Source organism: Nocardiopsis sp. NPDC055824, from assembly GCF_053616335.1.
Genome location: NZ_JBSHDN010000003.1, coordinates 93,280 through 118,113 on the forward strand (window position 1 = coordinate 93,280; position 24,834 = coordinate 118,113).

Below are 24,834 nucleotides of genomic sequence, written 5' to 3' on the forward strand. Positions count from 1 at the left end.
CAACCCTGGGCGTACCGGCCCCCGCAGCGGGTCGGGCCGCGGCCGGGGCGTGGGGTGTGGGCACGCCGGCCTCCGCACCGGGCCGACCGACGAACCACCGAAGGGGCAACGATGATCGACACCCGCCTCGCCGGACAGACCGTCCTGGTCACCGGCGGATCCGGGAACATCGGCGCGGCGATCAGCCGCGCGTTCGCCGCCCAGGGGGCGCGCGTGGCGGTCCACCACCTCGACCGCGACCCTCCGGCGCCGGCCGGGGCCGGGTGGGCCCACGTCACCCCCGCCGCGGGGACCGCGGACGAGCTCGCGGAGGAACTCGGCAACGGCTCCTTCGCCGTCGGCGCCGACCTGTCCGAGCCGGACGGGCCCGTCCGGCTCGTGCGCGAGGTCGCGGACCGGGCCGGACCGATCAACGTCCTGGTCAACAACGCCGCCCACTGCGAGACGCCGGACACCGTCGACACCCTGACCCACGCGTCCCTGGAGCGCCACTACCGGGTGAACGCCGTCGCCCCCGCGGTCCTCACCGCCGAGGCGGCACGGCTGCGCCGCGGGGACGAGCCGCTGTGCATCGTCAACATCACCACCGACGCCGCGCGGGCCTTCCCCGGCCAGACCGGCTACGGGACGTCCAAGGGCGCGCTGGAGGCGCTGACCAGGTCCACCGCGCTGGACCTGGCGGCGCGCGGCATCCGGGTGAACGCCGTCGCCCCGGGGCCCGTCCAGACCGGCTGGATGGACGAGGAGCTCGTCGCCCGGGCGGGGGAGGCCGTGCCGATGGGCAGGGTCGGAGAGCCGGACGACATCGCCGACGCCGTGGTCTACCTGGCCTCCCACCAAGCCCGATGGGTCACCGGGCAGGTCCTGCAGGTCGCCGGGGGACACGCGCTGTGACCGTGGCGGGGAGAGGTGCGCCTTCGGCCAGTCCCGCACCGGAAGGCTCCCGATCTCCTGTCTGTCCCTCGGAACTGCTAGGCATGGGGGACATTTCGCCCCCTGAAGCCTGAGAAGAGAACCCCCATGTCCGACCTCACCGAGTTCGCGGGCCTGCCCGTGGTCGAGTTCCCCGCCAGCGGCACGTGGGAGGAGCGGCTCGCCCGCATCCGGGAGCAGGGCGGCGACCCGCACGACCCCGCCGCCACAGCCTGGCGGCTGCGGACCAGCGCGGGCCTGCGGACACCCCCCGAGGACGAGTGCGCCGACTACCTCGCCCGGTTCCTGTCCGAGGTGGACGCCGAGCAGCTGACGGCACTGGTCATCGGCGAATGGTCCTATGCCAATGAGGGAGGCATGTACCAGGCCGCGGACCTGCTGGTCGAGCACGCCGACGCGCTGCCGAACCTGCGCTCGGTCTTCTTCGGCGACATCACCTTCGACGAGTGCGAGCTCTCCTGGATCTCCCAGCCCGACCTGGCGCCGCTCGTGGCCGCCTTCCCCCGGTTGGAGGCGCTGACCGTGAAGGGCGCCGACGGCATGGAGGGCCGGCTCGGACTGCACGTGCCCTCGCACGCCTCGCTGCGTTCCCTCACCCTGCAGAGCGGTGGTCTGCCCGGCCGGGTCGTACGCGAGGTGGCGTCCTCGGGGCTGCCCGCGCTGGAGCACCTGGAGCTGTGGCTGGGGATGGAGGACTACGGCGGCAGCACCTCCCCGCAGGACCTGGCGCCGGTGCTCTCGGGAGAGGCGTTCCCCCGGCTGCGGTACCTGGGGGTGCGCAACGCCGAGAAGTGGGCCGAGTGGGTCCCGGTGCTCGCCGAGGCCCCCGTCCTCGCGGGCCTGGAGGTCCTCGACCTGTCCCTGGGCATCCTCACGGACAAGGGCGCACAGGAGCTCGTCGACCGGGCCGGGGCCTTCTCCGGTCTGCGCCGGCTCGACCTGCACCACCACTTCCTGGGCGAGGAGACGGTGGAGCGGGTGAGGGCCGCGTTCGCCGGATCCGGGGTCGAGCTCGACCTGGACGCCGGCAGGGACGACGATGACGAGGAGTACGACGAGGACGAGGAGCCCTACTACTACACCGCGGCGTCCGAGTAGCCGGAACGCCCACGGCCGGGGCCGGACCGACCACCGGCGGCCCCGGCCGAACACGGTTCCCCGCGCCGCCACATCCCGCCGCTACCCGGTGGCGGGGCTCCGGCGGTCCCGGTGTCCGACCGCCGCGGGCGCGCCCCCGACGAGGTCGCGCAGCTGGGACCGGGCGGTGACTCCCAGCTTGGGGAAGCTGCGGTACAGGTGCGAGCCCACCGTGCGCGGGGAGAGGAAGAGCTTCTCGCCGATCTCGCGGTTGGTCAGCCCCCGGGAGGCGAGCCTGACGATCTGCTGCTGTTGCGGGCTGAGTTCGGCGAGCGCGTCCGGGGCGGAGTCCACGACGTCGAGGCCCGCGGCGCGCGCCTCGGCCCGGGCTCGCTCGATCCACGGCCGTGCGCCCAGACGGCGGAAGACCTCCAGGGCCTCGGCGAGCGGCGCCCGGGCCTCCGCGATGCGCCGTCGGCGCCGCAGCCGTTCGGCGAGGTCGAGCAGGGCCTGCGCCCGCTCGAAGGGCCAGTGCTCCAGGACCGGGTCCGCCAGGGCGGCCCGCAGGTGCGGTTCGGCGTCCCCGGGGTCCGCCAGCAGGCCCCGGGCCCGGTCGACCAGCGCGCGCAGGCGGGGTGAGGCGCCCTTCGCGAGCAGGTGTGCGCAACGCTCGACGATCGCGGCGGCCTCCTCGCGGTGACCGCTGCGCACGGCGGCCGCGGCCAGGTCGGCGAGGGCCGGGTGGGAGGCGTGGTAGTGCACGGGCCCGCCGTCCGCGGTGAAGACCGCGCGGAGGTGGTCGTAGGCAGTGCCGTACGCGCCTTCGACGGCAGCCGCGGCCCCGAGCGCACGGCGGGCGTAGACGCCGATCGAGCGGCTTTCCAGCGGGTCCACCAGGGCGAGCGCCTCCTCGGCCCGGGCGCGGGCCGCGACAGCGTCACCCCGGTGGGCCAGCACGACGGCGTCCACGGCTGCCGCGCAGGCCACGGCGTGGTCGAGGACGGCCAACCGGCCGACCGCCGTGGTGCGGGCGCAGGCCTCCCGGGCCTGGTCCCACCTTCCCCGGTCCACATAGGCCCAGGCGACGGCGCCGCCCAGCCCCTCCGGCAGCGTTCCCCGCACCTGCCAGCGGTCGAACGCCTCGTCGAAGACGCGGACGGCCCGCGGGGTCTCGTCCAGGAGCCATGCCATGATCCCGACGGCGGTGAGCCGCTCCGGCCGGTCCCGCGCCTCGGCGGCCAGCCGCGGGAGCAGGGGGAGGACCTCGTCCCTGGCGGCGAAGGGGTCCGACACGGTCCTCACCCAGGCGCGCAGGAAGGCGTCCGAGGCCCCCTCGGGAAGGCGCCCCAGGAGGTCGTGGACGCGGTCGTGCTGGGCGTCCTCCCCGGAGTAGAAGCGCACCACGGCGGCCTCGGCGAGAAGGTCCAGGGCGGCGGCGGGCCGGGAGGCCGTCAAGCCCCCGGCGGCGTCGGCCAGCCGGGAGAAGACCGCGGTGTGGCGCCCGGTCAGGACCGCCAGCCGTCCGGCCTGTACGGCGACGGACGCCAGCAGCGACGCGTCGTCCGTGCGCGCGCGTGCCGCGGCCGCCAGTTCCTCGACCCGGGCGAGGTCCCCGGTGAACACGGCCGCCGAAGCGGCCCCGACCAGCAGCCGGGCGCCGTCCTCGCGCCGCGGCGCCAGCTCCGCGGCGCGCTGGAGGGCCTCGGCCGCCGCCGCGTGGCCGCCGCGCCGGCGGGCCCGGTCGGCGGTGCGCTCCAGCTCCGCGGACACGGCCGCGTCCGGGCGCGTGCAGGCGGCGGCCAGGTGCCAGGCGCGCCGGTCCGGTTCGTCCCGCAGCAGTCCGGCGAGCGCGAGGTGGGCCTCGCGCCGTGCCTCCGGGGGTGCGGCGTGGTACACGGCGGACCGCACGAGCGGGTGGCCGAACCGGGGGACCGGGCCGGTCCGCCGGACCAGCCCGGCCTCCTCCGCGGGCGGCCAGACGGCGTCCCCGGCGCCGGGCAGCCCGGCCGCGGCGGCGACGTCGGAGTCGGCGCTGTCCATGGCGGCCAGGAGCAGCAGAGCCCGCCCCGTCGCCGCGGGAAGGCCGTCCAGGCGTGCGGCGAAGACCCGCTCCAGGTGCCCGGTGAGCGGGAGCGGGCCCGCGTCGGGCAGCCCCGCGGCCGTGTCGCGGGAGGCGGCCGCCCTTGCCAGTTCCACCAGCGCCAGCGGGTTGCCGGCGGCCTGCTCGGTGATCCGCGCCCTGGTGCGTCCGGTGGGAGCCGCCGGCTGCAGGTCCAGGAGCCGGCCGGCCGCGGCGCCGTCGAGCGGGCCCAGGGTGAGTGTGGGCACGTGGCGGTCGAACCCCGGGAGGCGGTGGCCCTCGCGGGCCGCGACCAGCACGGTGACCGGTTCCCCCGCCAGCCGCCTGGCGGCGAAGGCCAGGGCGTCCAGGGAGGCGCGGTCGAACCACTGCGCGTCGTCCAGTGCCACGAGCACGGGCTGCCGCTCGCCCACGGCCGACAGCAGGCCCAGGACGGCGATCCCGAGCAGGAGGGGGTCGGGCGCTCCCTCGCGAGCGACGGCGCGCCCCGCGCCGAAGGCCTCCCGCAGGGCGGCGCGCTGCCCGTCCGGCAGTTCGTCCACCTCCTCGTGCAACGGCCGCAGCAGCTGGTGCAGGGAGGAGAACGCCAGCCCGGACTCCGACTCGCTCCCCGCGGCGCGCAGCACGCGCGCGCCGTCGGCCCCGGCCCGGCGCGCCGCGCGGTCCAGGAGCGCGCTCTTCCCCGTGCCCGCGTCCCCCAGCAGCACCACCACCGGGTCCGCCGATTCCGGCTCCACCGCACGCAGGAGACGCGCCCACTCCGCTTCCCGGCCGACGAACGGCCCCCCGGCCTCCGGCTCCGGCCCCGCGGCCGTGCCGACGCCGCCTGTGTGCTCACCCACGGAAGCCCCCCGCAAACATGGCTCTTCGACCCGGTGCCGTCCTGCCCCGGCCCCGGCAGGCTACAAGCCGCCCGGCCCCGAGCCCGGAAGGGCCCTGCGCGCAGGTGCAGTCACGTGACGGATACCGGGCCCGCCCGGGCCGCCCGTACGGTTCCCCAGAACCCGCCGAAAACACGAGGACGCCCCATGGAACAGATCACGCTCGGAAACGTCACCATCGACCGGGTCCGGGAATACTACGGAACCGTCGACATGACGACCGACGCCTTCTTCCCGGAGACCCCGAAGGAGGCCTGGAACGACGGCGCCTCCTGGCTGGACCCGCATTTCCTGGATTCCGGGACCAATACCGTGAATTCCGCGATCCAGACCTGGCTGCTGCGCAGCGAGGGCAGGACCATCCTCGTCGACACCGGTGTGGGCAACCACAAGGAGCGCCCGTACTCGCCGGTCTGGAGCCGCCTCGAAACAGACTTCCTCGCCAATCTCGCGCGCGCCGGCGTCGAGCCCGAGGACGTGGACATCGTGATCAACACGCACCTGCACGTCGACCATGTCGGCTGGAACACCTACCTGGACGGGCGGAACTGGGTACCCACGTTTCCCAACGCCACCTATCTCATGCCCAAGGACGACTTCGACTTCTGGAACCCCGAGAACGGGCACGAGCCGAACCTCGGCCGGGGCAACCAGAACGTCTTCGAGGACAGCGTGGCCCCGGTCCACCGGGCCGGTCTGACACTGCTGTGGGAGAACAGCCACCGGATCGACGCCGGCCTGCGCCTGGACGCGGCTCCCGGGCACACCCCCGGCTCCTCCGTCCTGACCCTCACCTCCGGAACGGACCGCGCGGTGTTCGTCGGCGACATGCTGCACAGCCCGGTGCAGATCCTCGAACCCGACTCCAACAGCTGCTTCTGCGAGGACCCCGCGGGCGCCCGCGCCACCCGCCGCAAGGTCCTGGGCTGGGCGGCCGACAACAACGCGCTCGTCATCCCCGCGCACCTGGGCGGCCACGGCGCCGCCGAGGTGTCGCGCGCGGGGGACAAGTTCGCCGTCAAGGGCTGGGCCCCCTTCGCCCCGTACACCGAGCAGGGCTGAGGCCCGCGGAAAGGCATCACCATGAACCACCACACCGGACCCGTCGTCACCACTGCCCGGGGTGCGGTCCGCGGCCTGCGCCGGGGCGACACCGACGCCTACCTGAACATCCCCTACGCGGCGCCGCCCCGCGGCGCCGGCCGCTTCGCCCCGCCCCGGCCGCACGAGCCCTGGGACGGCGTCCGGGACGCCACCGCGCCGGGCCCCAACGCGCCCCAGGCCGAGCGCAGGCTCGGCAGCGTGGACATGTCCCCCTACTTCGGAACCGGCTGGAGCCGAGGGGAGGACTACCTCACCGTCAACGTCTGGGCGCCCGCCGGAGGCGGCGACGGCCTGCCCGTCATGGTGTTCGTCCACGGCGGCGGGTTCGTCGCCGGCTCGACGCGGTCCGCGCTCTACGACGGCTCGGCCTTCGCCCGCGACGGCGTCGTCCTCGTCACCCTCAACTACCGGCTCGGCATCGCCGGGTTCCTGGACCTGCCCGGGGCGCCCGCCAACCGCGGCCTGCTCGACGTCGTCGCCGCGCTGCGCTGGGTCCGCGAGAACATCGCCGCCTTCGGCGGCGACCCGCGCAACGTCACCCTCTTCGGCCAGTCGGCCGGGGCGACCGTCGTCGGCGGCGTCCTCGCCTCCCCCGAGGCCGTGGGCCTCCTGCGCCGGGCGATCGTCCAGAGCGGCAGCGGCCTGGGCGCGTTCACGCCCGAGCAGGCCGCACGCGTCACCGAGGCGGCGGCACGGGACCTGGGGGTCGAGCCCCACGCAGACGCCTTCGCCGGCCTCTCCGACGACCGCCTGGTCGAGACGTCCTCCCGGCTCTCGGGCATCGACCTGCGGGCCGGGACGCACCGCGACCCGCTGATCGGGCTCAGCCCCTTCAGCCTGGTCCTCGACACCCAGCCCGCCGTCTCCCTCGCCGCCGGCCCCGGCGCCGACGCCGACCTGCTCATCGGGACCAACACCGAGGAGGGCAACCTCTACCTGGTCCCCGTGGACCGGTACTCCGCCTCGACCGCCGAGGACGTCGACGGCGCCGCGGCGCGCTCTCACCCGGATCCCGCCCGTCTCGTCGCGGCCTATCGCACGTCGCGCCCCCGGGCGTCCTTCGGCGAGCTGCGCTCCGCGGTCATGGGCGACGCGCTGTTCGGTGCGGGCACCCGGGCCCTGGCCGACGCCCACACCGCCCTGCCGCGGGTCGCCACCTACGGCTACGAGTTCGCCTGGCGCTCACGCGCCCTGGACGGACAGCTCGGCGCCGCCCACGGGGTGGAGCTGCCCTTCGTCTTCGACCTGGCCCACCTCTCCCGGCTGCGGGGTCCGGCCGCCCTGCTCGGCCCCGAGGAGCCGCCCGCCCGTCTCGCCGCGCGCATGCACGGGGCCTGGGTCCGGTTCGCCGGGACCGGCGACCCCGGATGGGACCCGTACGACGACGGGAACCGGGTCACCATGCGCATCGACGCCGAGTGGTCCCGCGTGGAGGACCCCCGCGGTCGGGAGCTGGAGGCCTGGACGACCGCGTGACGCCCCGTCCCACCGGTTCCGTCCACCCGCCCGCCGGGTGACGGAACCGGTGGGGGCCGCCGAGCCCGCCGGGGCGCTTCGGCAGGCTCCCCGCCACGGACGGGACACCGGCAGGTGTCACCGGTCCCGGCCGGCGGCGGCCGACTCGACGAGGTTGCTCTTGGGCAGCCCGGCTCCGGAGGCCACGGCCCGGACCCACTCGTCGGTCGTCGCCACGGCGGCGAAGTTCGAGTTGAGCATCGCCATCAGGGTCTCGTGCACGGTCTTCGCGCGAACCGAACCGGCCGCGTTGGCGATGTCGACGGCGCCGGTCGCGTCGGAGAGCACCTCCGCCCGGAGCCCGCGGGCCTCCGCCTCCACGGAGGAGGCGAGGATGCAGTTGTTCGTCATGTATCCCACCAGCGTGACGGTGTCGATGCCCCGGCCGCGCAGCCAGTCCTCCAGGTCGGTACCGGCGAACACCGAACCGTGCTGCTTGACCAGGGGCTTCCACGCGTCGCTGCGGCGCTCCTCGACGGCGGGGTGGAGCTCGTAGGTCGGCAGCGTCGGGTTGAACACGGGGGACCGGTCCCCGGCCGAGTGCTGGACCACGACCACCGGGATCCCGGCTCCGGCGGCGGCGTCGATCGCGTTCGCGACCTTCAGCACGGACTCGTCACGCGGCGGGTACTGAATCGGCAGCAGGCCGGTGAAGTACTCCTGCTGGACGTCGACAACCACCAGTGCACGCGACTGTGCCATGGGTTCCTCCTCGGGTCGGGTGGCGGCGCTCCTGGCCACCGCGGGCATCCTCGCCCGCGTGCAGCGCCGCTGGGACAAGCCTGGCGAGAACGGCGAACGGCCACCAGTGGCACGAGTGCAATCCTTCGATGCATGCGTGCCATAGTGTGAGGATCATGCGGATCGCTGTCTATGCGTTCGACGACGTCACGATGTTCCACCTGTCCACGCCGACCCTCGTCTTCGACGAAGTCGCCCGGCAGGGGTTCGCCGACTGGTCGTCGGTGTTGTTCTCCGAGGCGAGGGGGCGTGTACGCACGGCGGAGGGGTACCAGCTCGGCGGGCTCGCGGACCTCACCGCCCTCGAGGACGCCGACGCGGTGGTGATCCCCTCCTGGCACACGGACTTCCGAAGGCCGAGCCCGGCCCTGATCGGCGCGCTCCGCCGCGCGCACGAGCGGGGGGCGACCGTGGTCGGCCTCTGCCTGGGGGCCATCGCCGTGGCGGACGCCGGTTTGCTGGACGGGCGGGCTGCGGTCACGCACTGGAAGGCGTTCGAGACCTTTCGCACGCGGCACCCGGGTGTCGCCCTGGACAAGAGCGTGCTGTACATCGACCACGGTGACGTCCTCACCTCCGCCGGCACCGCCGCTGGCCTGGACGCCTGCCTCCACCTGGTCCGCACCCGACTCGGATCGCACACCGCAGGCCAGGTCGCCAAGGAACTCGTCGTGGCCCCCCACCGCGGCGGTGGCCAGGCGCAGTACATCGACGGCCCCCGCCCTTCGCGGACCACTGCCGAACCGATCTCCCGGGTCCTCGAATGGGCGCTCGAACACCTCGCCGAACCGATCGACGTCGACACCCTCGCCGGCGTCGCACGTATGAGCAGGCGCACCTTCATCCGTGCCTTCACCGCCACCAACGGCACGACCCCGGCCGCCTGGCTCCGGGAACAACGCCTCAACGAGGCCCGCCGGCTTCTGGAGACCACCGACCTGCCGATCGAACAGGCCGCCGCCCGGTGCGGACTGCACAACGCGGCCACGTTCCGGAAGCACTTCCGGACCTCCTTCGGGATGACACCCTCGGAGTACCGCCGCGACTACAGCACCCGGCACGGCGACTGACCCGGCCCGGCCGGGAACGCGGGGCCGTGACCCCGGTGTCCGTTCGCCCCACCGCTATCGTGGCGACCGGACCAGAGCCGATCGAGGCTGCCTCAGAAGGACGCGACGGAGAGCCTGACGCACGATGACCGACCCGTACGATCCCCAGAACGTCTTCGCGAAGATCATCCGCGGCGAGGCGCCCGCCTTCACGATCCATGAGGACGACGAGGTCCTCGCCTTCCTCGACGTGTTCCCCCAGTCCTACGGTCACGCCCTCGTGATTCCGAAGACCGGGCAGCCCCGGACCCTCCTGGACGCCACGCCTGCACAACTCGCCACGCTCATCCAGAAGGTGCAGCGGGTCGCGCGGGCGATCGCCGACGAGCTCGAACCCGACGGCATCCAGATCATCCAGTTCAACGAGGCCGCCGCCGGGCAGACCGTGTTCCATCTGCACTTCCACGTCATTCCCCGATACGAGGGCGAGACCCTCGAACTCCACGCCGCCGTCCGGGCGGACGACAGCCGGCTCGAGGCGCTCCAGCGGCGGCTGCGGGACCGGCTGGACGCGGCACCGCAGGCTCCGTCCGCCTCCTGAGCGGCTTCGGGAGGACCGGGCCCCTCGCACGCGTGACGCCTGTGCGGCGTGGCACGCGTGCGAGGGGTGTCACTGCTGGCGGAGGGCCGGGTCAGCTGGCGAAGTGGTCGCCCGCCACGACACCGCTGGCGTGGTGGTCGTCGGCGTGCGCGGGGGCTCCGAGCACGAGGGCGGTGGCTGCGGCGAGGGCTGCGGTGGCGATCAGTCGGCGGATCATGTGTGTCTCCCAGGAGAGGCCAACAGGTCCCTTCGAGCATGGCAAGCCTCCCCGGAACTGTCGTTGGCCCCGAGTCGCCGCTTTCTTGATCCTCGGTCGACTGTTCCGGGACGGATCCGGCGGAGGGCAAAACGCCCTCCTCGCCGGAACGGTCCCGGAGGTCGCCGAACCGGGTCCGAGGGTGTCGGTAAGAGGCCGACCTGGGGCCCGCCGTCGCGGTTCCCCTCGTCCGCCCCGCTCCGGCACCGTGAGGTCACGAGGCCCTGCGCGCGTCGGCGAAACCGGTGAGCAGTGCCTCAGACCGCTCCCGGGCTCCGCGTGGAGACCTCCGTCGCCCCCTCCCGGCCCACCCCGTCCGCTTCCTGGAGGGGGAGGTCCAGCAGGGCGGCGACCCTGGCGGCGAGGTCCGGCCCGCCGTCGGCGTGGACCGTCGTGATGCCCAGCTCCCGGGCCGGAGGCAGGTTGTCGGGGTTGTCGTCCACGAACACGCACGCGCCGCCGTCCAGGCCCAGGCGCTCCAACGTGCGCCGGTAGATCTCGGGGTCGGGCTTGGCGATCCCCTCGACCTCCGACAGCACCGTCACGTCGAACAGCCCGTTCACCCCGAGCGTCTCGTAGGGGTCGTACGGGTCCAGACCGAAGCTGTTGGACAGCAGGGCGACCTTCAGCCCCGCGCGGCGGGCGGTGCGGGCCAGGGCGATCATGGCGGCGTCGGAACCGACCCCGGCCCAGGCCCGTCCCATGAGGTCCTCGTGATCGGCGACGCCCAGCAGCGCCGCGGTGCGCCGGTTCCACTCGCGCTGGGAGAGCCGGCCGGCCTCCAGGTCCAGGTAGAGCCGACGGCCCTCGGGGTGATGGGTCAGCGTCGTCCCCCACGCACGGGGATGCAGCCCCTGGGCCACGCACCAGCCCTGCACGGACGCGCGCACGTTCGCGGTGAGCACGCCGACGAAGTCCAGGACGAGCCCCCGGTAGGGGCCGGGAGGGGGAGGGGAGGAGGTCACGGTTCACCTTCGCTGTCGGAACGGCGGGGTACGGACGGGCGGACACGGGCCTGTGGCCGTGGGGCCGGGCTTCCGGAGGCCTGCCGCCGCTTCGGGACGGGGCCGCCCGCCCTCGCCGTCCGGCTCGAAGTGGCGGCCCGAGTGATACCTCCTCGCGCGTGTCCTCGAAGGACAGTAGCCCGCCGGGCGCCGTGGGTCCCCGGCGATGACCGGACCCGGTCATTCCGGGCATTCCAGGTTCCCCGGTGCCGGGACGGTCGGCCACGGAGCCGCGGAATCCTCCGCTGCCGGACGGCCCGCGCCGTGAGCAGCCTCCGCGTCGACCGGTCCGCCGGCCGTCCCGGGCGTTCGCGTCCGAAGGGCGGCCCCGGGGCGACGTGCGGTGAAGGCCCGCTGAAAGCACCGTCGGTGACCCTGGTGGTACGTGGAGCCACCGGCTGACGGGGCCGGTGGCGGAGCCGAGCGAAGGACGGACACGGTGATCGAGTCGGAGTTCAACACCGACGAACTGCCCGCCGCGGACCGCTTCGAGGTGTGGCGCCGGATCATGGCCACAGCCCCGACGCCCATGGATGCCACGAGCGACCGGATCGCTGACTTCCGGGTCCACCAGCGGGACCTGCACCTGGAGGGCGCACGCGTGTGGAAGATGGGGTTCCGGGCCCTGACCGCGCGCAGGACGGCACGGTTGATCCGGCTCTCCGACCCCGAGGCGTACAACATCTGCCTGGTGCGGAGCGGCACGATGGAACGCGACTGGGACCGGCGCAGGGCCGCGTACGGCCCCGACGAGATCCACGTGAACGACTCCTCCACGCCGTACGACATCCAGGCGCCGGGCGACAAGGGACTCGTCGTGAGCGCGGGCGTCGACATCCCCAAGCACCTGCTGACCCTGCCCCGGAGCAGGGCCGACCGGATCACCGGTCTCCGGCTCTCGGGACGGGAGGGGTTCGGAGCCCTGCTCACCGGCTTCGTCCACCAGCTGACCGAGAACCCCGGAACCTACTCCCCGGGCGACGATCCCCGACTGGCGCTGATCCTGGGCGACCTCGTGTCGGCCCTGTTCGCGCACACCCTGGAGGCGGAGGACACCCTGGTCCCGGAGAGCCGCGGCCGGAGCCTGCTGCTGCGCATCCGGGCCTTCGTCCTGGAGCACCTCCACGACCCGCGGCTGACACCGGCGGCGATCGCCGCCGCGCACCACATCTCCACCAGCTACCTGCACCGCCTCTTCCAGGAGGGCGACACCACCGTCGCCGCCTGGATCCGGGAGCAGCGCCTGGAACGCGCCTGCCGGGACCTGGCCGACCCCGCCCTGGCGGCGGTCCCGATCCACAGCATCGCGGCGCGCTGGGGATTCGACCACGCCGCCGCGTTCAGCCGGACCTTCCGAGCCGCCTACGGGATCCCCCCGCGTGACTACCGGTCGCAGGCGCGGTCCGGTCGGCACGGCGGGCACGCGACGGAGGACGGGCGTCCCGGCACGGTGCCTCCGCCCCACGGCCCGGCGGGGACGCAGCGGTCGGGCACGGTCCCGGCCGTGCGGCTGCACGTGGTGGACCACCCGGTCCGGGAACAGCGGGAGGGCCCCGGAAGGGTTCAGCGGGCCGGTGGCCGTGCCGTCCGGCGTTCGCCACGGGTGTCACGGGGAGAGACTCCGTAGCTCTCACGGTAGGCCCGGCTGAAGACGGACGCGCTGGAGAACCCCCACTTCTCGGCGATGCGGTGGATCGGCACCGGGTCCAGGTCCGGGTTCTCCAGGTCGGCACGGGCGTTCGCCAGGCGCTGTCCGCGGATCCACGCGCCGACGCTGGCGCCCTCGTCGCTGAAGAGCCGGTGCAGGTAGCTGGTGGAGATGTGGTGGGCACGGGCCACGGTGCGGGGTGTCAGGGACGGTTCTCCCAGCCTGCTCCTGATGAAGTTCCTGGCGCTCATGCGCAGAGTTCTCGCCCGGCTCTCGGGAGGGAGCCGGTCCTCCGCCTCCAACGCGTGGGCGAACAGGCCCGAGACGAGGTCGCACACGACGGTGGAGAGGTGGTTGCCGTCCGAGGGCCGGTAGGAGGCGCTGTCCTGTGCCAGCTGGGAGAGGAACCGGCGCAGGAGGGCGCCGTAGCCGTCGGCGGCGGAGAGCTTGGCGCCCACCAGGGGCTCCACGCTGCGCCCGGGGATCGCCAGTCTCCTCTTGGGGATCTCGAGGCCGATGCCCACCTGTCGGGGAAGCCCTGCCGCGGCTCGGATCCGGAAGGGGACCGAGGTGTCGACCACGTTGATCTCGTGCTCGCGGACGTCGCTGGAGCGGCCCTCGGACTCCACCTCGAGCCGACCTGTGGTCACGAGGCTGAGGTGGTAGCGCTCGGGGTCCGAGGCCCGGATGAGCCGCGGGATCCTCTCGAAGGTCACCGGCTGGAAGGCCGTCGGCCACACCATGACGTCGGACAGCTCCATCATGTGCTGGTAGGCGAGGAAGTCGTCGGTGCGGTCGCTGGTGAGGCGGACGGGGGCGTGGGTCATGCCGATGCAGTCCTGCCAGTAGCCGAACCGGTCAGCGGGGGGAAGGTCCCGTGTGTGGAACACTTTCTCGATCACAGAGAGATGTCCTGGGTCTCACGGATTCTGCTTTCGAGGAATGGTACGTCGGCTCGGCGAGCGGCCGTCAAGGATTTCTTCTACCGAACGCCGTGAGGGGAAATCACTTTTCACACCGGGCCGTTGCCGCCCCTCGGGCAACTTTCGGGAAGGGAAGTGCACGGTGTTCCTTGAAAAGGGCTCCCGCTGTTCCGGGGACGCGTGTTCCGGCATTGCCGGTGCGGCGTCAGGGGCTACGGGCCGAGAACGACGTCCGAGGGGCGCCGCGGTTCCGTGTCCGACTGTGCGGGGGCGGGCCCGTGCCGGGCGATCACGCTGCGGGCGGCGTCGAGCTCGGCCTCCTTCGCCTGTGCGAACCCGGCGAAGTCCTCGGGGTGGGAGTCGATGACCTCTCGCTGGATCCCCTCCTCCACCGCGGACCACACCTCCACGAGACCGGTCTCCTCCTTGCAGCGCACGTCCGTGCGGGCCGCGGTGATCTCGAGGTCCGAGGGCTCCTCGGTCTCTGCCCAGGCGGGGTCGCCGTTGGCGTCGAGCGGATCCGCGTAGTCGAACCCCTCCGCTCGCATGCACGTGCTCCACCCGTCGAGGGCCCGCACCACCTCGGGGTGTTCCCGGGAGGCTTCGAAGGTCTGGCCGATGTAGCCGTTCAGCAGGGTGGTGTCCACCGCCGGGACGTCCCGGCGGAGCGTCTCGCGAGCCTCGGCCAGACATCCTCCCTCCCCGTCCTCTCCGTACGCGGTGGTCCAGTGGTCGCGGGGCAGGGCCTCCCTGGCCTGCCACACCCGGTCCCGGGTGCGCTGGTCCTCGGCGGGAGGCGGCGGATGGTAGCCGTGGCGTTCGGCGAGCTCGGGCTCGACCAGCCCGTAGCGCTTGCGGTTGAGCGGGTCGCTGTCCTCTTCGGGAGGGGGCGGCAGGGGCTCCCACGGCAGGCCGGCGTCGCGCATGCAGCCACCGGCCAGGAGGTCCTCCGCGTACTGGACCGTGAGCAGGTCGGGTCTGGAGAGGCTGTACTCGTCCAGGGGAACCCACAAGTCGGCGACCTGTTCTCCCACTCGCGGGGCGGTCTGTTCCGCGGGGGCGGTGGAGCACCCCACGACGGCGAGGAGCGCTCCCGCCCACAGGACCAAGGAAGTCCGCACGGTCGCTTCTTCCCTTCTCGAACGGAAGGGGTGCGGCGCCGGACCCGGCACCGCACCCGGTGCGTCGTTCTCCTAGCTCAGGAACTTGACGGAACTCGCCTTGTTATCGAAGTTGGACGGGTTGTTCGAGTTGCTGCTCAGGTCCTTGTCCTGTGAGGTGGGCTGGGCCCTGTAGGGAGTACCGCCGTGGTTCGGGGAGGGGTACAGGTAGGCCCACATGTCGCCCTGGTTCTTGATGGAGCTGATGTTGTCGTCGATGGTCGCGGTGGTGTTCGTGTTCCACCTGTTGTTGTTGAAGTTGCTGTCGTTCGCGGTCAGGTGGGCCGAGCGGCCCCCGAAGTCGTCGTGCTCGTAGACACGGAGGGAGCGGAGCGCCTGGGTTCCCACGTCGCTGGTCTGGGCGGCCGTCGCGGGCGCCCCCATGCCCAGTGCCCCGGCGAAGCCGAGTGCCGCGAGCGTCGCCGCCAGACCGAATGTGCGCTGCATGTCGATTCCCCTGTTTCTCAGCCGCCCTGTGGGGCGGGAACGCCTTCACCCGTGGCCCGGGTGCGGAGGGACGTGCTCCTGAGAGGGGCCGGGGCCGCCGGCCCGGGGGACCGGTCGGCGCCCGGGCCGCCGGGGCGGGGGACCTGCTCCCACGCCCCGAACCCCCAGGGGCTCGCCGAGCGGACGTCCGTGTGTCAGGCGCCCTGCGGGCCCGGCGTCCGGCTCTCTTCAACGATCGCGCTTGCGCCGCCCGCTGTCATTGACGCAGGATCCACGGTTCCTTGACGTTCCCTCCACCCGGGCCGCCGCGGCATCACGCCCCAGCCCGGCTGCCCCGGCGCTGCCGCCAACCCGCGAACCGGGCCCGTCCCACCGGCTTCCCCACGCGCGCGCGGACCCGGCGCGCGTGCGCCGGGTCCGCCCGGTGCGGGGCCCGTGGGGGCCGGCCCCGCGAGGACCGGATCAGTGCACGTAGGGCCATCCGGAGGAGTCCCAGCCGAGCCAGTTCAGGCCCAGCAGCGCCGTGCCGTTGTCGTCGTAGTAGTGGTAGGCCAGGATGTCGCTGTCGGTGTCGGCGAAGACGTCCTGGTGGCCGGGGCCGTGGATGCTGCCGTGGCCGGACAGGACCTCCGTGCCCCCGCCCGCGAGCATGGCGGTGCCGTTGCGGTCGACGTAGGGGCCGGTGATGCTGCTGGAACGGCCGACCATGATCCGGTAGGTGCTCGCTGCCCCCTGGCAGCACGTGTCGAAGGAGACGAACAGGTAGTACCGGCCGCCGCGGTAGAAGATGGTCGGGGCCTCGATGGCGTCCCCGCCGCGTCCGGCGATCGAGTACAGGGTGCCGTCGTGGCGCTTGCCGGTCGCCGGGTCGATGCGCACCATCTTGAGCCCCGACCAGAACGAGCCGAACGCCAACCACCAGCGCCCCTGGGCGTCCACCTGCAGGTGGGGGTCGATGGCGTTGAAGTCGTCGGAGGTGAACGACTCCACGACCAGGCCCTCGTTGTTCCAGGTTCCGGAGTTTCCGCTGGTGCTGGTCGCCAGGAAGATCGCCGACCGGTTGGAGCCGAAGGTCGAGGCGGAGTAGTAGAGGTGGTAGCGCCCGTCGGCGTAGGACAGGTGCGGGGCCCACAGGTTGCGGTCGCCGCCCGTGTAGGGGGTGGTCCACGGTGCGCCCGAGGGGAAGACCACGCCGGCGTTGCTGAAGGCGGTCCGGTCGGTCGAGGTCTTCAGGCCCACGCCGTGGGCGGTGTGGGCGACCAGGTAGCCGCCGCCGGGCCGCTTGACGAAGGACGGGTCGTGCACCCTGACGTCGCCGGTCACGAGGCCGGGGCCGGGGTAGTCGGCGGCCGCGGCGTGTCGGGGGAGGGCCGCGTCGGCGATGCCCGGGACCGCTGCCAGCGCTCCCGTGGCCAGGGCGGCGCCCAGCATTCTGCGGCGGGAGAGGAAGGGGGAAGGAGTGAGCGGGTTTTCCTTCATGGGGGAGACTCCTCGGTGTCGGTGCCTGTCCTGGCCGACATGGGTGGAGGGGACCGACGCGGTCGCCCGCCCGCGCCGCGGCGGAGCCGTGCCCGCCGCAGGTCGCGGTGGGGGGCGGTTGCCCGGGCGCAGGGGTGGAGCCCGGGGGAGCCGAGGATGTGAGCGCTCACAATGTGAGCGCTAACAATGCGGGCGGCGAAAGCGTCGTGCATGGGGGTCCGTCAGTGGGGGGCTGGGGGATCGCCGGACACCGCACATCCCGATCCGACTCGGCCGTCCCGGTCCCGTGGTTCACCGGGCAGAGGGCGGCGGTTCGGTGGGGGCGTCGGTGGATGTGGTTCGTTGTTACGAACACGCTTCGTAATTGTTCGGTCATCGTAAGATGGCGCCCCTGCAGCGTCAACCCTCCTTCGCGTACCGTCCTGGCCGGCCGGTCCGCGGTGTGTGTGCCGCGTGGGAGCCGACCCCCTCCCGCCCGGAGACGGGCAGCGGCCCGGACACCCGCGCGGTCCCCCGGAGGCCGAGGACGTGGAAGCACCGGCCCTTCCCCGCGAAACGTGTGTACCGACCAGGTGCGACTCGTAGACTGCGGACACCCTTCGAGCCGCGCGTCCTCTCTGGAGCCGACCGGTGACGATCACCGACGAACTCATCTCGACCACGCTGACCGCCTACCTCGGGCAGCGCCCCGACGAGGCCGGGGCGCTCGCCGAACCGGTGCGGCTGCTGCGCCGGGGCAGGGATTTCGCCTCGCGCCGCACCTTTCCCCTGCATGTGACCGTGGGCGCGCTCCTGGTCCACCGGGAGGCCGGGATCCTGCTCGTCCGGCACCGGGCGTACGGGCTGCTGCTGCAACCCGGAGGACACCTCGAACCCGGGGACACCGCCCTGGCCGGCGCGGCCGTGCGTGAACTGGTGGAGGAGACCGGTGTCGACGCCGACGCGGTGTCCCTCTCCTCGCGGGTCCCGGCCTACGTCGAGTTCGGCCGGGTTCCGGCACGGCCGGACAAGGACGAGCCGGACCACTGCCACCTCGACTTCGGCTACGCGTTCACGACCGCCCGCGCCGAGATCGGGCGCGTCCAGGAGTCCGAGGTCACCGGTGCGGACTGGTACCCCCTGCCGCTGGCCGAACGTCTCGTCGGGCCCCGCGTCGCACGTGCTGCGGGTCCGTCGGGTCGGATCGACTGACGGAGCCCCCGGGACGCTCCCGGCCCCACCCCGCCGTCGGAGTCATGGGCAATATGCGGAAACGACCGGACCGGCGGGCCGAAGCCCTCTAAAGTTCTCCCATGAACAGCCCGGACGAGGTGTCCCTGACCTGGCACTCCGACGAGCGACCGCCTGCTGACCTGCCCGTTCGACAGGTCTACGGATGGGTGCTCGACGCCCGCGCCCGTGTGGTGCTCCTGCGCGACCTCGGCAGATGGAACCTGCCAGGGGGAAAGCCCGAACCCCGCGACGGCGGCGACCTGGCCGCGACGCTGCGCCGGGAGGTGTGGGAAGAGGTCCAGGTCACCCTGGCCGACCCGGTCTATCTCGGCTACCAGAGCGTGCACGGGCCCGGTGCGCCCTTCGCGCAGGTGAGAATGGCCGCCCGCTTGCACCGCCTGGCCGAGCGCGCGCCCGATCCCGACCCCGCCAAGAACCGGATCCACGAACGCCACCTGCTCCCTCTGGACAAGGCCTTGGAGCTGCTCGACTGGGGGCCTTCGGTCCTTCCCCAGGTCGCACACCTGGCCCGCGTGGCGGCCGAGCGCTGGGTGCTCGACCTCGGCGTCAGCCCCGTGGCGTGAGCCGGGTGCGTGCCCGCAGCGGCTCGCGTGCCCGGGGACGGTGGCGTCCACCGCGGACCCGCGCAGGGGAGGTTCCACCCGTGAGCGTCACGGGCCGCCGCCTCCCGGCGGCGGGGCACGCGCACGCGGTGCTCCCGACGGCTTCCCCGAACCGCCGGTGGGCCGGGAGCCTGGACGGTGACCGTGCTCGGGGAAGAACGCGCACCCCGAGGAGTGTTCCGTGAGCCGATCCTGGCCGGAGCTGTTGTCCGCGCTGCTGCGCGGACAGGACCTGGGCGCGGCCGACACCCGGTGGGCGATGGGCCGGGTCATGGACGAGGCGGCCGACCCCGTCGAGCTGGCCGGGTTCCTGGTCGCGCTCCGGGCGAAGGGCGAGTCAGCCGCCGAGATGGCGGGCCTGCTCGACGCCCTCATGGAACGTGTCGTGCCCCTGCCGGTGGACGGCACCGCGGTCGTCGACATCGTCGGCACCGGCGGCGACGGGGCCCACACCGTGAACGTGTCCACCATGGCCGCGATCGTGCTCGCCGCGACCGGTGTCCGCGTGGTCAAGCACGGCGGCCGGTCTGTCTCCTCCCGGGCGGGTTCCGCGGACGTGCTCGAAGCGCTGGGCATCCCACTGGACCTGGGCCCCGAACAGGTCGCCCGGTGCGTCGACGAGGTCGGCATCGGGTTCACCTTCGCCCCCGTCTTCCACCGGGGCCTGCACCACGCGGCCCCGGTGCGCAGAAGGCTGGGGGTGCCCACGGCCGTCAACCACCTGGCCCCGCTCACCAACCCGGCCCTCCCCTCCACCTCCCTGGTGGGCTGCTCCGACACCCGCCTGGCCCCCGTGCTGGCCCGGGTCCTGGCCGACCGGGGCGCCACCGCCCTGGTGGTGCGCGGTGACGACGGGGTGGACGAGATCACCACCGCGGCGACCACACGGGTGTGGGCGGTCGCCGACGGTCGGGTGGAGCGGATGCGGCTGGACACGGCCGGGCACGGACTGGCCCGCTGCGGCCCCGATGCCCTGCGGGGAGGGGACGCCGTCTTCAACGCCGGTGTGGTGCGGCGGGTCCTGGAGGGGGAGCGGGGACCGGTCCGGGACGTGGTCCTGGCCAACGCCGCCGGCGCCCTGGCCGCCCGCCGGGGGTGGGCGCACGGTCTGGACGCGGCGTTCGCCGACGCCCTGGCGGCGGTCGCCCCGGCCGTGGACTCCGGTGCCGCCCGCACACTGTTGCGGGACTGGGTCGATTTGGCCCGATCCCTGGCCGTGCCGTAGAGACCTCTACCGCGCCGCGGCCACCGCCACCCGCATCAGCTCCCGGAACGGTGCGGGCGCCGAGGCTTCTGCGCCCAGGCGCGCGGTGCGGGCCAGCACGGCGTCGACACGTCCTGAACGAACCTGTCCCACCAGGGGGACCACCGCTGTGGTCAGTACCTCCTGGGCGGCCGTCCATGCCCTCAGGCGCACCAGGGCGTGCAGTTGGTGGACCGCGTAGATCAGCGGCCCCCGCGGGTTGTGGGGCGGGCAGTGCTCCCGAGCCGACGCGAACAGCTCCTGCGCCCTGTCCCACCGGCCGTCGTCGACGTGGATCATGGCCTCGTGGCAGGTCAGCTCACTGTCGACGATCCACCATGTCCAGGGCGGGTCGTGGTCGCCGGCGCCCTCCTGGAAGCGGGAGCGGGCCCGGCGCAGAGTGGCCAGGGCACGGACCGGTGTGTTGCTCTGCCCGTGGGCCCGTGCCAGACGCAGCTCGAACAGGCAGGCCAGCCGAGGGGAGAGCTTCTGGTCCAGGACGTGCTCGCACACCTGGTGCGCCTGGGACGGCCGGTGTTCGTGGGCGTCGTGCATCGCGAGCTGGGCCAGGGCGAACAGCTCGCCGCCACGGTCACCGCCCGCCCGCGCGGTCACGACCGAAGCGCTGGTCAACCTACGGGCCAGCACGTGTTCATCGGCGTCGAAGGCCAGCCACCCGGCCACCTGCAACGCCTCCGCGGCGGCCGAGACCACGTCCGGTGAGGCGCAGGACCGGGCAGCGGTGCGGGCGGTGCGCGCCGCGCGTACCGCTGCGGGGACCAGGTCTGTTCCTTCCGGGGTCCCGTCCAGGGACACCAGGTGGGCGCTGGTCGCCCGGATACGGTCCGCCTCGACGCGCTTCGCCCGTGCGCCGACGGCCAGATCCTCCGGAAGCACGTCCAACACCCGGGCCAGCGGCAGCAGGTGGCGCTCACCGGGCCCGTACCGGCCCGCCTCCCAGTCGCGGACGCGCCGTACCAGGCTCCGGGGGGTCTCGGCGGCTCCCCGGCCGACCGCGTACGCCGTCTCCTGGGCCAGACGCAGCGGGTCCCACCCGCGGACGGTGCGGGCGGTGCGCAGGTTGCGCGACCACACCGGGTGTTCCGATGAAGAATCCATGACGTCATCGTCCCCACCGCGCGCGCCGGCCACGCGGCCCGCGGGCACCGACCGGAACCGGCCGGGGGCAGGGGGCGGACCCGCACGCGAGTTCCCGGACGCCGCACGCCCAAGATCGCCAAAACCCCGCGCGGGGGATCACCACTGGTCAGCCTGCCGGTGTGACGACTTCCGACACCTCCGCCCCGGCCCCGGACGCCCCTGCCCCGGACACCGACCGCGCCGACGAGATGCGCGAGCGGTTGATCACCCGGCTGCAAGCCGTCAAGGCCCTGCGCACCGAGCCGGTGGTCCGGGCGGTGCGCACCGTGCCACGCCACCTGTTCGCCCCCGAATTCCCACTGGGGGAGGTGTACGACCTGACGACGGTGCTGCGCACCCGCTTCACCGACGACGGGGCCGCGACCAGCTCCGTCTCGGCGACCTGGGTGCAGACCCTGATGCTGGAGCGCGCCGCCATCCGGCCCGGCATGCGGGTCCTGGAGGTGGGCAGCGGCGGCTACAACGCCGCGCTCATCGCCGAGATGGTCGGCCCCACCGGGGCGGTGACCTCCATCGACATCGACCCCGCGGTCATCGACCGCGCCCGAACCCACCTAACCCGGACCGGATACGCGGACCGGGTGGAGCTGGTCGTCGGGGACGCCGAACACGGCTGCTCCGACGGCGCTCCCTACGATCGGATCGTCGTCACCGTCGCCGCCACCGACCTGCCCCCGGCCTGGACCCGCCAGCTCGTCGAGGGCGGACGGCTCGTACTCCCGCTGGGGGTGCGGGGCTTCCAGCGCATCTACGCCTTCACCCGCCACGGCCGACTGCTCCTGGGCGAGACCGGCAACCACGCGGGGTTCGTTCCCATGCAGGGCCTGGGCGCTCCCGCCTCCGCCACCGTGCCGGTCACCGACACGGTCGGACTGACCACCGACGCCGACCCCGTGCCCGCGCCGGAGAACCTGCCCGGGGTGTTCGCCCTGCCCGCACACGAGCGGTTCACCGGGGTCCGCATCGGCGGCACGGAGCCCTTCAGCACCCTGCAGATGTGGATGGCGACCCGACTGCCCCACTTCGCCACCCTGACCGGCACCGTCGACGACTTCCCCCACAAGCCCATGACCCGCGACCTGACCCCGGCGATGTGGGACGGCACTTCTCTCGCCTACTTGTTGTCTCCGGCCATGCCCCAGAACCCCTCTCGGTGCGAGTTCGTCGCCTGCGGCCACGGGCCCGGCGCCGCCGACATGGTGACCCTTCTGGCCGACCATGCCCGCCGGTGGGAGCGCGGGCACCGCGGCGGGCCCGGCCCCCGGTTCCTGGCCCACCCGGCCCTTCCACCCGCCGACGGGGTGGTCCGCACCCGCCACACCCGCCTGCTGGCCCTGTGGGACCAGGCGGAGGAGAACCACGGCCTGGACTGGCCTGCCGACCCCGGCCCGTGATCCCTACCGGAGAGAGTGTCAACTTCGGGACACCGGACCGTCCCCGCCTGCCGGCCGTCCCTCCCCGAGACCGCTCTCGGTGAGGATCCGGTCCAGGCTCTGCCGGAGGGTGCTGTGCTTGCCGATCACCGCCTCCGTCCCGCCGGGCAGCAGGTCGCGCGGGCGCCACCAGGCACGCATCTCGCTCTCGCCGAACTCGGCAGCCGTGGGCCGGGTCGCGTGCCGCCGCAGCGTGGTGGCGAAGGGAATGTCCAAGTAGTAGCAGCGCGAGAGCCCCCGGTGCTCGTCGGCCAGGCGGGTGAGCGCGGGCCCGTAGCGGTCGGCGTACAGGATCCCCTCGACCACCACGTGGAAGCCCGCGTCCAGGGCGTGGCGGGCCATCAGGTCGACGAGCCCGATGGCGGCCCCCCCGGGGACGTCCTTCTCCCGCAGGACGGTGCGGCGCACGTAGTCCTGCTCGATGAGAGCCAAACCGCGACCGTACGCCGCGCGCAGTCCGCGGGCGATCGTGCTCTTGCCCGAGCCCGAGTTGCCCCGGATCACCACCAGGCGTGTGTGCTCGCTTCCCGTAGGAGCCATGACCGCGACCCTACAGACCGCTCGTCGCGCCCGGTCCGGGCCCGCCCTCAGCCTCCCCCTCGGGCGTTGAGCCCGGCGGCCCGGCGGGTGAGGTGGTCGCGTTCGGCGAGGTTGGGCGCCTTGAGGGCCGCCTCGGCGTACAGCCGCGCCGCTGTCTCCGGGTCGCCGTCGCGCTCGTGGAGGTGGGCGGCCACCGCGCAGTGGCGGGGCAGCGAGTCGTCCAGGTCCGCGAGCGCCGCCAGACCGGCGCGCGGACCGTCGGCCTCGCCCACGGCCACCGCGCGGTTGAGCCGCACGATCGGGCTGTCGGTCAGACGTACGAGTTCGTCGTACCACTCGACGATCTGCACCCAGTCGGTCTCCTCCGCGGTGGGCGCGTCGGCGTGCAGCGCCGCGATGGCGGCCTGGGCCTGCAACTCGCCCAGCCGGTCGCGGGCCAGGGCCGCCTGCAGGATCCGGACGCCCTCGGCGATCGAGGCGGTGTCCCACGAACCGCGGTCCTGCTCGGCGAGCGGCACCAGACTGCCGTCGGGCGCGGTCCGGGCGGCGCGCCGGGCGTGGTGGAGCAGCATGAGGGCGAGCAGTCCCGCCGCCTCCGGGTGGTCGACGGCCGCCGCGAGCCGGCGTGTGAGGCGGATGGCCTCGGCGGCGAGGTCGACGTCTCCGGAGTAGCCCTCGTTGAAGACCAGGTAGAGGACGCGCAGGACCGTGGCGACGTCGCCGGGGCGGTCGAGGCGCACGTCGGAGACGGTGCGCTTGGCCCGGCTGATGCGCTGGGCCATGGTCGCCTCCGGCACCAGGTAGGCCCGGGCGATCTGGCGGGTGGTCAGCCCGCCGACGGCGCGCAGCGTGAGCGCGACGGCGGACGCCTGCGTCAGCGACGGGTGGGCGCACAGGAAGTAGAGCTGGAGGGTGTCGTCCACCGCGGGCGCGGGTCCCGGGGCCGGTTCCTCGTCGAGGAGGGCCTCGCGCCTCCGGCGGGCGGTGTCGGTCCGGGTCGCGTCGAGGAACCTGCGCCAGGCCACGGTGACCATCCACCCCTTGGGGTCGCGCGGCGGGTCGGAAGGCCAGGTGCGGACCGCCTCGACCAGCGCGTCCTGGACGGCGTCCTCGGCCGCCGCGAAGCCGGCTCCGCGGCGGACGAGGATCCCGAGCACGCCCGGCGTCAGGCTCCGGAGAAGGAGCTCGTCCACAGTGTCACTCCGTGATGGTGGGCGGGGCGGTCAGGAACGGGCGCACCTCGAGCCACTCGTGGATCGGCTCCCCGCCCGCCCCGGGGGCGGCCGACAGCTCCCCGGCCAGTTCGACGGCGCGCTCGTAGCTGTCGACGTCGATCACCATCCAGCCGGCGATGAGGTCCTTGGTCTCGGCGAACGGGCCGTCGGTGACGGGCGGGCGCCCCTCGCCGTCGTAGCGGACGAACGTCCCCTCGGGGGCGAGCGCCTGCCCGTCCACGAACTCGCCGCTCTCCTCGAGCCGGTCCGCGAAGTCCTGCATGTACTGCATGTGGGCCGAGATCTCCTCGGGCGTCCACCGGTCCATGGGCACGTCGTTGACGGCGGGCGGGGCGCCACGGTAGTGCTTGAGCAGCAGGTACTTGGCCATCGTGCTTCTCCTCGGTGCTGGTGCGACCCATTGTGGTCGCGTTCACCACGGGGACGGAGCGGGCCACGTGTTCTCGACACGGTCTTCCGAACTTTTTCTGATTCCTCTCCATCGCCCGG

The 24,834-nt window shown here is 73.5% G+C and carries 23 protein-coding genes; 11 read left to right on the forward strand and 12 right to left on the reverse strand.

Annotated elements, in window-relative coordinates:
• Positions 1-111: 111 nt before the first annotated feature.
• Complete coding sequence (locus tag ACWGL3_RS01850) at positions 112-894, forward strand: SDR family NAD(P)-dependent oxidoreductase (protein ID WP_452460674.1); 783 nt, start codon at positions 112-114, stop codon at positions 892-894.
• A gap of 126 nt (positions 895-1,020) precedes the next feature.
• The gene (locus ACWGL3_RS01855) at positions 1,021-2,031 is read left to right on the forward strand and encodes an STM4015 family protein (protein ID WP_267945122.1); all 1,011 of its coding nucleotides are present in this window, start codon (positions 1,021-1,023) and stop codon (positions 2,029-2,031) included.
• Between the two features lie 81 nt (positions 2,032-2,112).
• Here ACWGL3_RS01855 and ACWGL3_RS01860 read toward each other — a convergent pair whose 3' ends face one another.
• Positions 2,113-4,932 carry a helix-turn-helix transcriptional regulator gene (locus tag ACWGL3_RS01860; RefSeq protein ID WP_452460675.1) on the reverse strand — a complete coding sequence of 940 codons (2,820 nt, stop codon included), beginning with the start codon at positions 4,930-4,932 and terminating at the stop codon, positions 2,113-2,115.
• A gap of 186 nt (positions 4,933-5,118) precedes the next feature.
• On the opposite strand from ACWGL3_RS01860, the gene ACWGL3_RS01865 reads away from it, so the two are divergent.
• Both ACWGL3_RS01865 and ACWGL3_RS01870 read left to right on the forward strand, forming a co-directional pair.
• A complete protein-coding gene (locus tag ACWGL3_RS01865; protein WP_267945120.1) occupies positions 5,119-6,033 on the forward strand; it encodes an MBL fold metallo-hydrolase in 915 nt (304 codons plus the stop codon).
• Between the two features lie 21 nt (positions 6,034-6,054).
• Complete coding sequence (locus ACWGL3_RS01870; RefSeq protein ID WP_452460676.1) at positions 6,055-7,551, forward strand: carboxylesterase/lipase family protein; 1,497 nt, start codon at positions 6,055-6,057, stop codon at positions 7,549-7,551.
• Positions 7,552-7,668: 117 nt separating this feature from the next.
• On the opposite strand, the gene ACWGL3_RS01875 is transcribed toward ACWGL3_RS01870, so the two are convergent.
• Positions 7,669-8,292 carry an isochorismatase family protein gene (locus ACWGL3_RS01875; protein ID WP_267945118.1) on the reverse strand — a complete coding sequence of 208 codons (624 nt, stop codon included), beginning with the start codon at positions 8,290-8,292 and terminating at the stop codon, positions 7,669-7,671.
• 155 nt (positions 8,293-8,447) lie between these two features.
• On the opposite strand from ACWGL3_RS01875, the gene ACWGL3_RS01880 reads away from it, so the two are divergent.
• Together ACWGL3_RS01880 and ACWGL3_RS01885 are read left to right on the forward strand one after the other, a co-directional pair.
• Complete coding sequence (locus ACWGL3_RS01880; protein ID WP_267945117.1) at positions 8,448-9,401, forward strand: GlxA family transcriptional regulator; 954 nt, start codon at positions 8,448-8,450, stop codon at positions 9,399-9,401.
• A 124-nt stretch (positions 9,402-9,525) separates the two neighbouring features.
• Positions 9,526-9,981 (forward strand): HIT family protein, encoded by a 456-nt coding sequence (locus tag ACWGL3_RS01885; RefSeq protein ID WP_267945116.1) that lies wholly within the window; start codon positions 9,526-9,528, stop codon positions 9,979-9,981.
• 91 nt (positions 9,982-10,072) lie between these two features.
• Here the strand turns inward: ACWGL3_RS01885 and ACWGL3_RS01890 are convergent, their stop codons facing one another.
• Together ACWGL3_RS01890 and ACWGL3_RS01895 are read right to left on the reverse strand one after the other, a co-directional pair.
• Positions 10,073-10,198, reverse strand: coding sequence for a hypothetical protein (locus ACWGL3_RS01890; RefSeq protein WP_267945115.1), 126 nt, complete (start codon positions 10,196-10,198; stop codon positions 10,073-10,075).
• 296 nt (positions 10,199-10,494) lie between these two features.
• Positions 10,495-11,202 carry an HAD family hydrolase gene (locus tag ACWGL3_RS01895; RefSeq protein ID WP_452460677.1) on the reverse strand — a complete coding sequence of 236 codons (708 nt, stop codon included), beginning with the start codon at positions 11,200-11,202 and terminating at the stop codon, positions 10,495-10,497.
• Between the two features lie 478 nt (positions 11,203-11,680).
• Between ACWGL3_RS01895 and ACWGL3_RS01900 the strand changes: the two genes are divergently transcribed.
• A complete protein-coding gene (locus ACWGL3_RS01900; protein ID WP_452460678.1) occupies positions 11,681-12,868 on the forward strand; it encodes a helix-turn-helix domain-containing protein in 1,188 nt (395 codons plus the stop codon).
• On the opposite strand, the gene ACWGL3_RS01905 is transcribed toward ACWGL3_RS01900, so the two are convergent.
• The 4 genes from ACWGL3_RS01905 to ACWGL3_RS01920 form a co-directional block, all read right to left on the reverse strand.
• A complete protein-coding gene (locus tag ACWGL3_RS01905) occupies positions 12,805-13,791 on the reverse strand; it encodes a helix-turn-helix domain-containing protein (protein WP_267945112.1) in 987 nt (328 codons plus the stop codon). The genes ACWGL3_RS01900 and ACWGL3_RS01905 overlap by 64 nt on opposite strands.
• 233 nt (positions 13,792-14,024) lie before the next feature.
• Positions 14,025-14,933: a hypothetical protein gene (locus ACWGL3_RS01910; protein WP_452460679.1), complete on the reverse strand. Its 909-nt coding sequence runs from the start codon at positions 14,931-14,933 to the stop codon at positions 14,025-14,027.
• 72 nt (positions 14,934-15,005) lie between these two features.
• Positions 15,006-15,419 carry a peptidase inhibitor family I36 protein gene (locus ACWGL3_RS01915; RefSeq protein ID WP_267945110.1) on the reverse strand — a complete coding sequence of 138 codons (414 nt, stop codon included), beginning with the start codon at positions 15,417-15,419 and terminating at the stop codon, positions 15,006-15,008.
• A 462-nt stretch (positions 15,420-15,881) separates the two neighbouring features.
• On the reverse strand, positions 15,882-16,898 hold the full coding sequence (locus ACWGL3_RS01920; RefSeq protein ID WP_267945109.1) for an arabinan endo-1,5-alpha-L-arabinosidase: 1,017 nt from the start codon (positions 16,896-16,898) through the stop codon (positions 15,882-15,884).
• Between the two features lie 630 nt (positions 16,899-17,528).
• Between ACWGL3_RS01920 and ACWGL3_RS01925 the strand changes: the two genes are divergently transcribed.
• The 3 genes from ACWGL3_RS01925 to trpD all read left to right on the forward strand — a co-directional run bounded on the left by ACWGL3_RS01925 (position 17,529) and on the right by trpD (position 19,958).
• Complete coding sequence (locus ACWGL3_RS01925; protein WP_267945108.1) at positions 17,529-18,089, forward strand: NUDIX hydrolase; 561 nt, start codon at positions 17,529-17,531, stop codon at positions 18,087-18,089.
• A gap of 101 nt (positions 18,090-18,190) precedes the next feature.
• On the forward strand, positions 18,191-18,694 hold the full coding sequence (locus ACWGL3_RS01930; RefSeq protein ID WP_267945107.1) for an NUDIX hydrolase: 504 nt from the start codon (positions 18,191-18,193) through the stop codon (positions 18,692-18,694).
• 220 nt (positions 18,695-18,914) lie between these two features.
• A complete protein-coding gene (gene trpD / locus ACWGL3_RS01935; RefSeq protein WP_452460680.1) occupies positions 18,915-19,958 on the forward strand; it encodes an anthranilate phosphoribosyltransferase in 1,044 nt (347 codons plus the stop codon).
• A gap of 6 nt (positions 19,959-19,964) precedes the next feature.
• Here the strand turns inward: trpD and ACWGL3_RS01940 are convergent, their stop codons facing one another.
• The gene (locus ACWGL3_RS01940; RefSeq protein ID WP_452460681.1) at positions 19,965-21,095 is read right to left on the reverse strand and encodes a DNA-binding protein; all 1,131 of its coding nucleotides are present in this window, start codon (positions 21,093-21,095) and stop codon (positions 19,965-19,967) included.
• 161 nt (positions 21,096-21,256) lie between these two features.
• Between ACWGL3_RS01940 and fxlM the strand changes: the two genes are divergently transcribed.
• Positions 21,257-22,531 carry a methyltransferase, FxLD system gene (fxlM, locus tag ACWGL3_RS01945; RefSeq protein ID WP_452460682.1) on the forward strand — a complete coding sequence of 425 codons (1,275 nt, stop codon included), beginning with the start codon at positions 21,257-21,259 and terminating at the stop codon, positions 22,529-22,531.
• Between the two features lie 18 nt (positions 22,532-22,549).
• Here fxlM and ACWGL3_RS01950 read toward each other — a convergent pair whose 3' ends face one another.
• From ACWGL3_RS01950 to ACWGL3_RS01960, 3 genes are read right to left on the reverse strand one after another with little or no spacing between them, the layout of a single operon-like run.
• On the reverse strand, positions 22,550-23,110 hold the full coding sequence (locus ACWGL3_RS01950) for a kinase (protein WP_452460683.1): 561 nt from the start codon (positions 23,108-23,110) through the stop codon (positions 22,550-22,552).
• Positions 23,111-23,157: 47 nt separating this feature from the next.
• Entirely contained in the window at positions 23,158-24,303 is a 1,146-nt protein-coding gene (locus tag ACWGL3_RS01955; RefSeq protein ID WP_452460684.1) for an RNA polymerase sigma factor, read from the reverse strand.
• 4 nt (positions 24,304-24,307) lie between these two features.
• On the reverse strand, positions 24,308-24,715 hold the full coding sequence (locus ACWGL3_RS01960; RefSeq protein WP_267945101.1) for a YciI family protein: 408 nt from the start codon (positions 24,713-24,715) through the stop codon (positions 24,308-24,310).
• Positions 24,716-24,834: the final 119 nt, after the last annotated feature.

Bases quoted from the DNA above. Each gene is read 5' to 3' on its own strand.
- ACWGL3_RS01850 (WP_452460674.1), top strand. From the start codon at position 112: ATGATCGACACCCGCCTCGCCGGACAGACCGTCCTGGTCACCGGCGGA.
- ACWGL3_RS01960 (WP_267945101.1), bottom strand. From the start codon at position 24,715: ATGGCCAAGTACCTGCTGCTCAAGCACTACCGTGGCGCCCCGCCCGCC.
- ACWGL3_RS01920 (WP_267945109.1), bottom strand. From the start codon at position 16,898: ATGAAGGAAAACCCGCTCACTCCTTCCCCCTTCCTCTCCCGCCGCAGA.
- ACWGL3_RS01915 (WP_267945110.1), bottom strand. From the start codon at position 15,419: ATGCAGCGCACATTCGGTCTGGCGGCGACGCTCGCGGCACTCGGCTTC.
- ACWGL3_RS01880 (WP_267945117.1), top strand. From the start codon at position 8,448: ATGCGGATCGCTGTCTATGCGTTCGACGACGTCACGATGTTCCACCTG.
- ACWGL3_RS01885 (WP_267945116.1), top strand. From the start codon at position 9,526: ATGACCGACCCGTACGATCCCCAGAACGTCTTCGCGAAGATCATCCGC.
- ACWGL3_RS01930 (WP_267945107.1), top strand. From the start codon at position 18,191: ATGAACAGCCCGGACGAGGTGTCCCTGACCTGGCACTCCGACGAGCGA.
- ACWGL3_RS01940 (WP_452460681.1), bottom strand. From the start codon at position 21,095: ATGGATTCTTCATCGGAACACCCGGTGTGGTCGCGCAACCTGCGCACC.
- ACWGL3_RS01890 (WP_267945115.1), bottom strand. From the start codon at position 10,198: ATGATCCGCCGACTGATCGCCACCGCAGCCCTCGCCGCAGCCACCGCC.
- ACWGL3_RS01855 (WP_267945122.1), top strand. From the start codon at position 1,021: ATGTCCGACCTCACCGAGTTCGCGGGCCTGCCCGTGGTCGAGTTCCCC.
- ACWGL3_RS01865 (WP_267945120.1), top strand. From the start codon at position 5,119: ATGGAACAGATCACGCTCGGAAACGTCACCATCGACCGGGTCCGGGAA.
- ACWGL3_RS01875 (WP_267945118.1), bottom strand. From the start codon at position 8,292: ATGGCACAGTCGCGTGCACTGGTGGTTGTCGACGTCCAGCAGGAGTAC.
- ACWGL3_RS01870 (WP_452460676.1), top strand. From the start codon at position 6,055: ATGAACCACCACACCGGACCCGTCGTCACCACTGCCCGGGGTGCGGTC.
- ACWGL3_RS01950 (WP_452460683.1), bottom strand. From the start codon at position 23,110: ATGGCTCCTACGGGAAGCGAGCACACACGCCTGGTGGTGATCCGGGGC.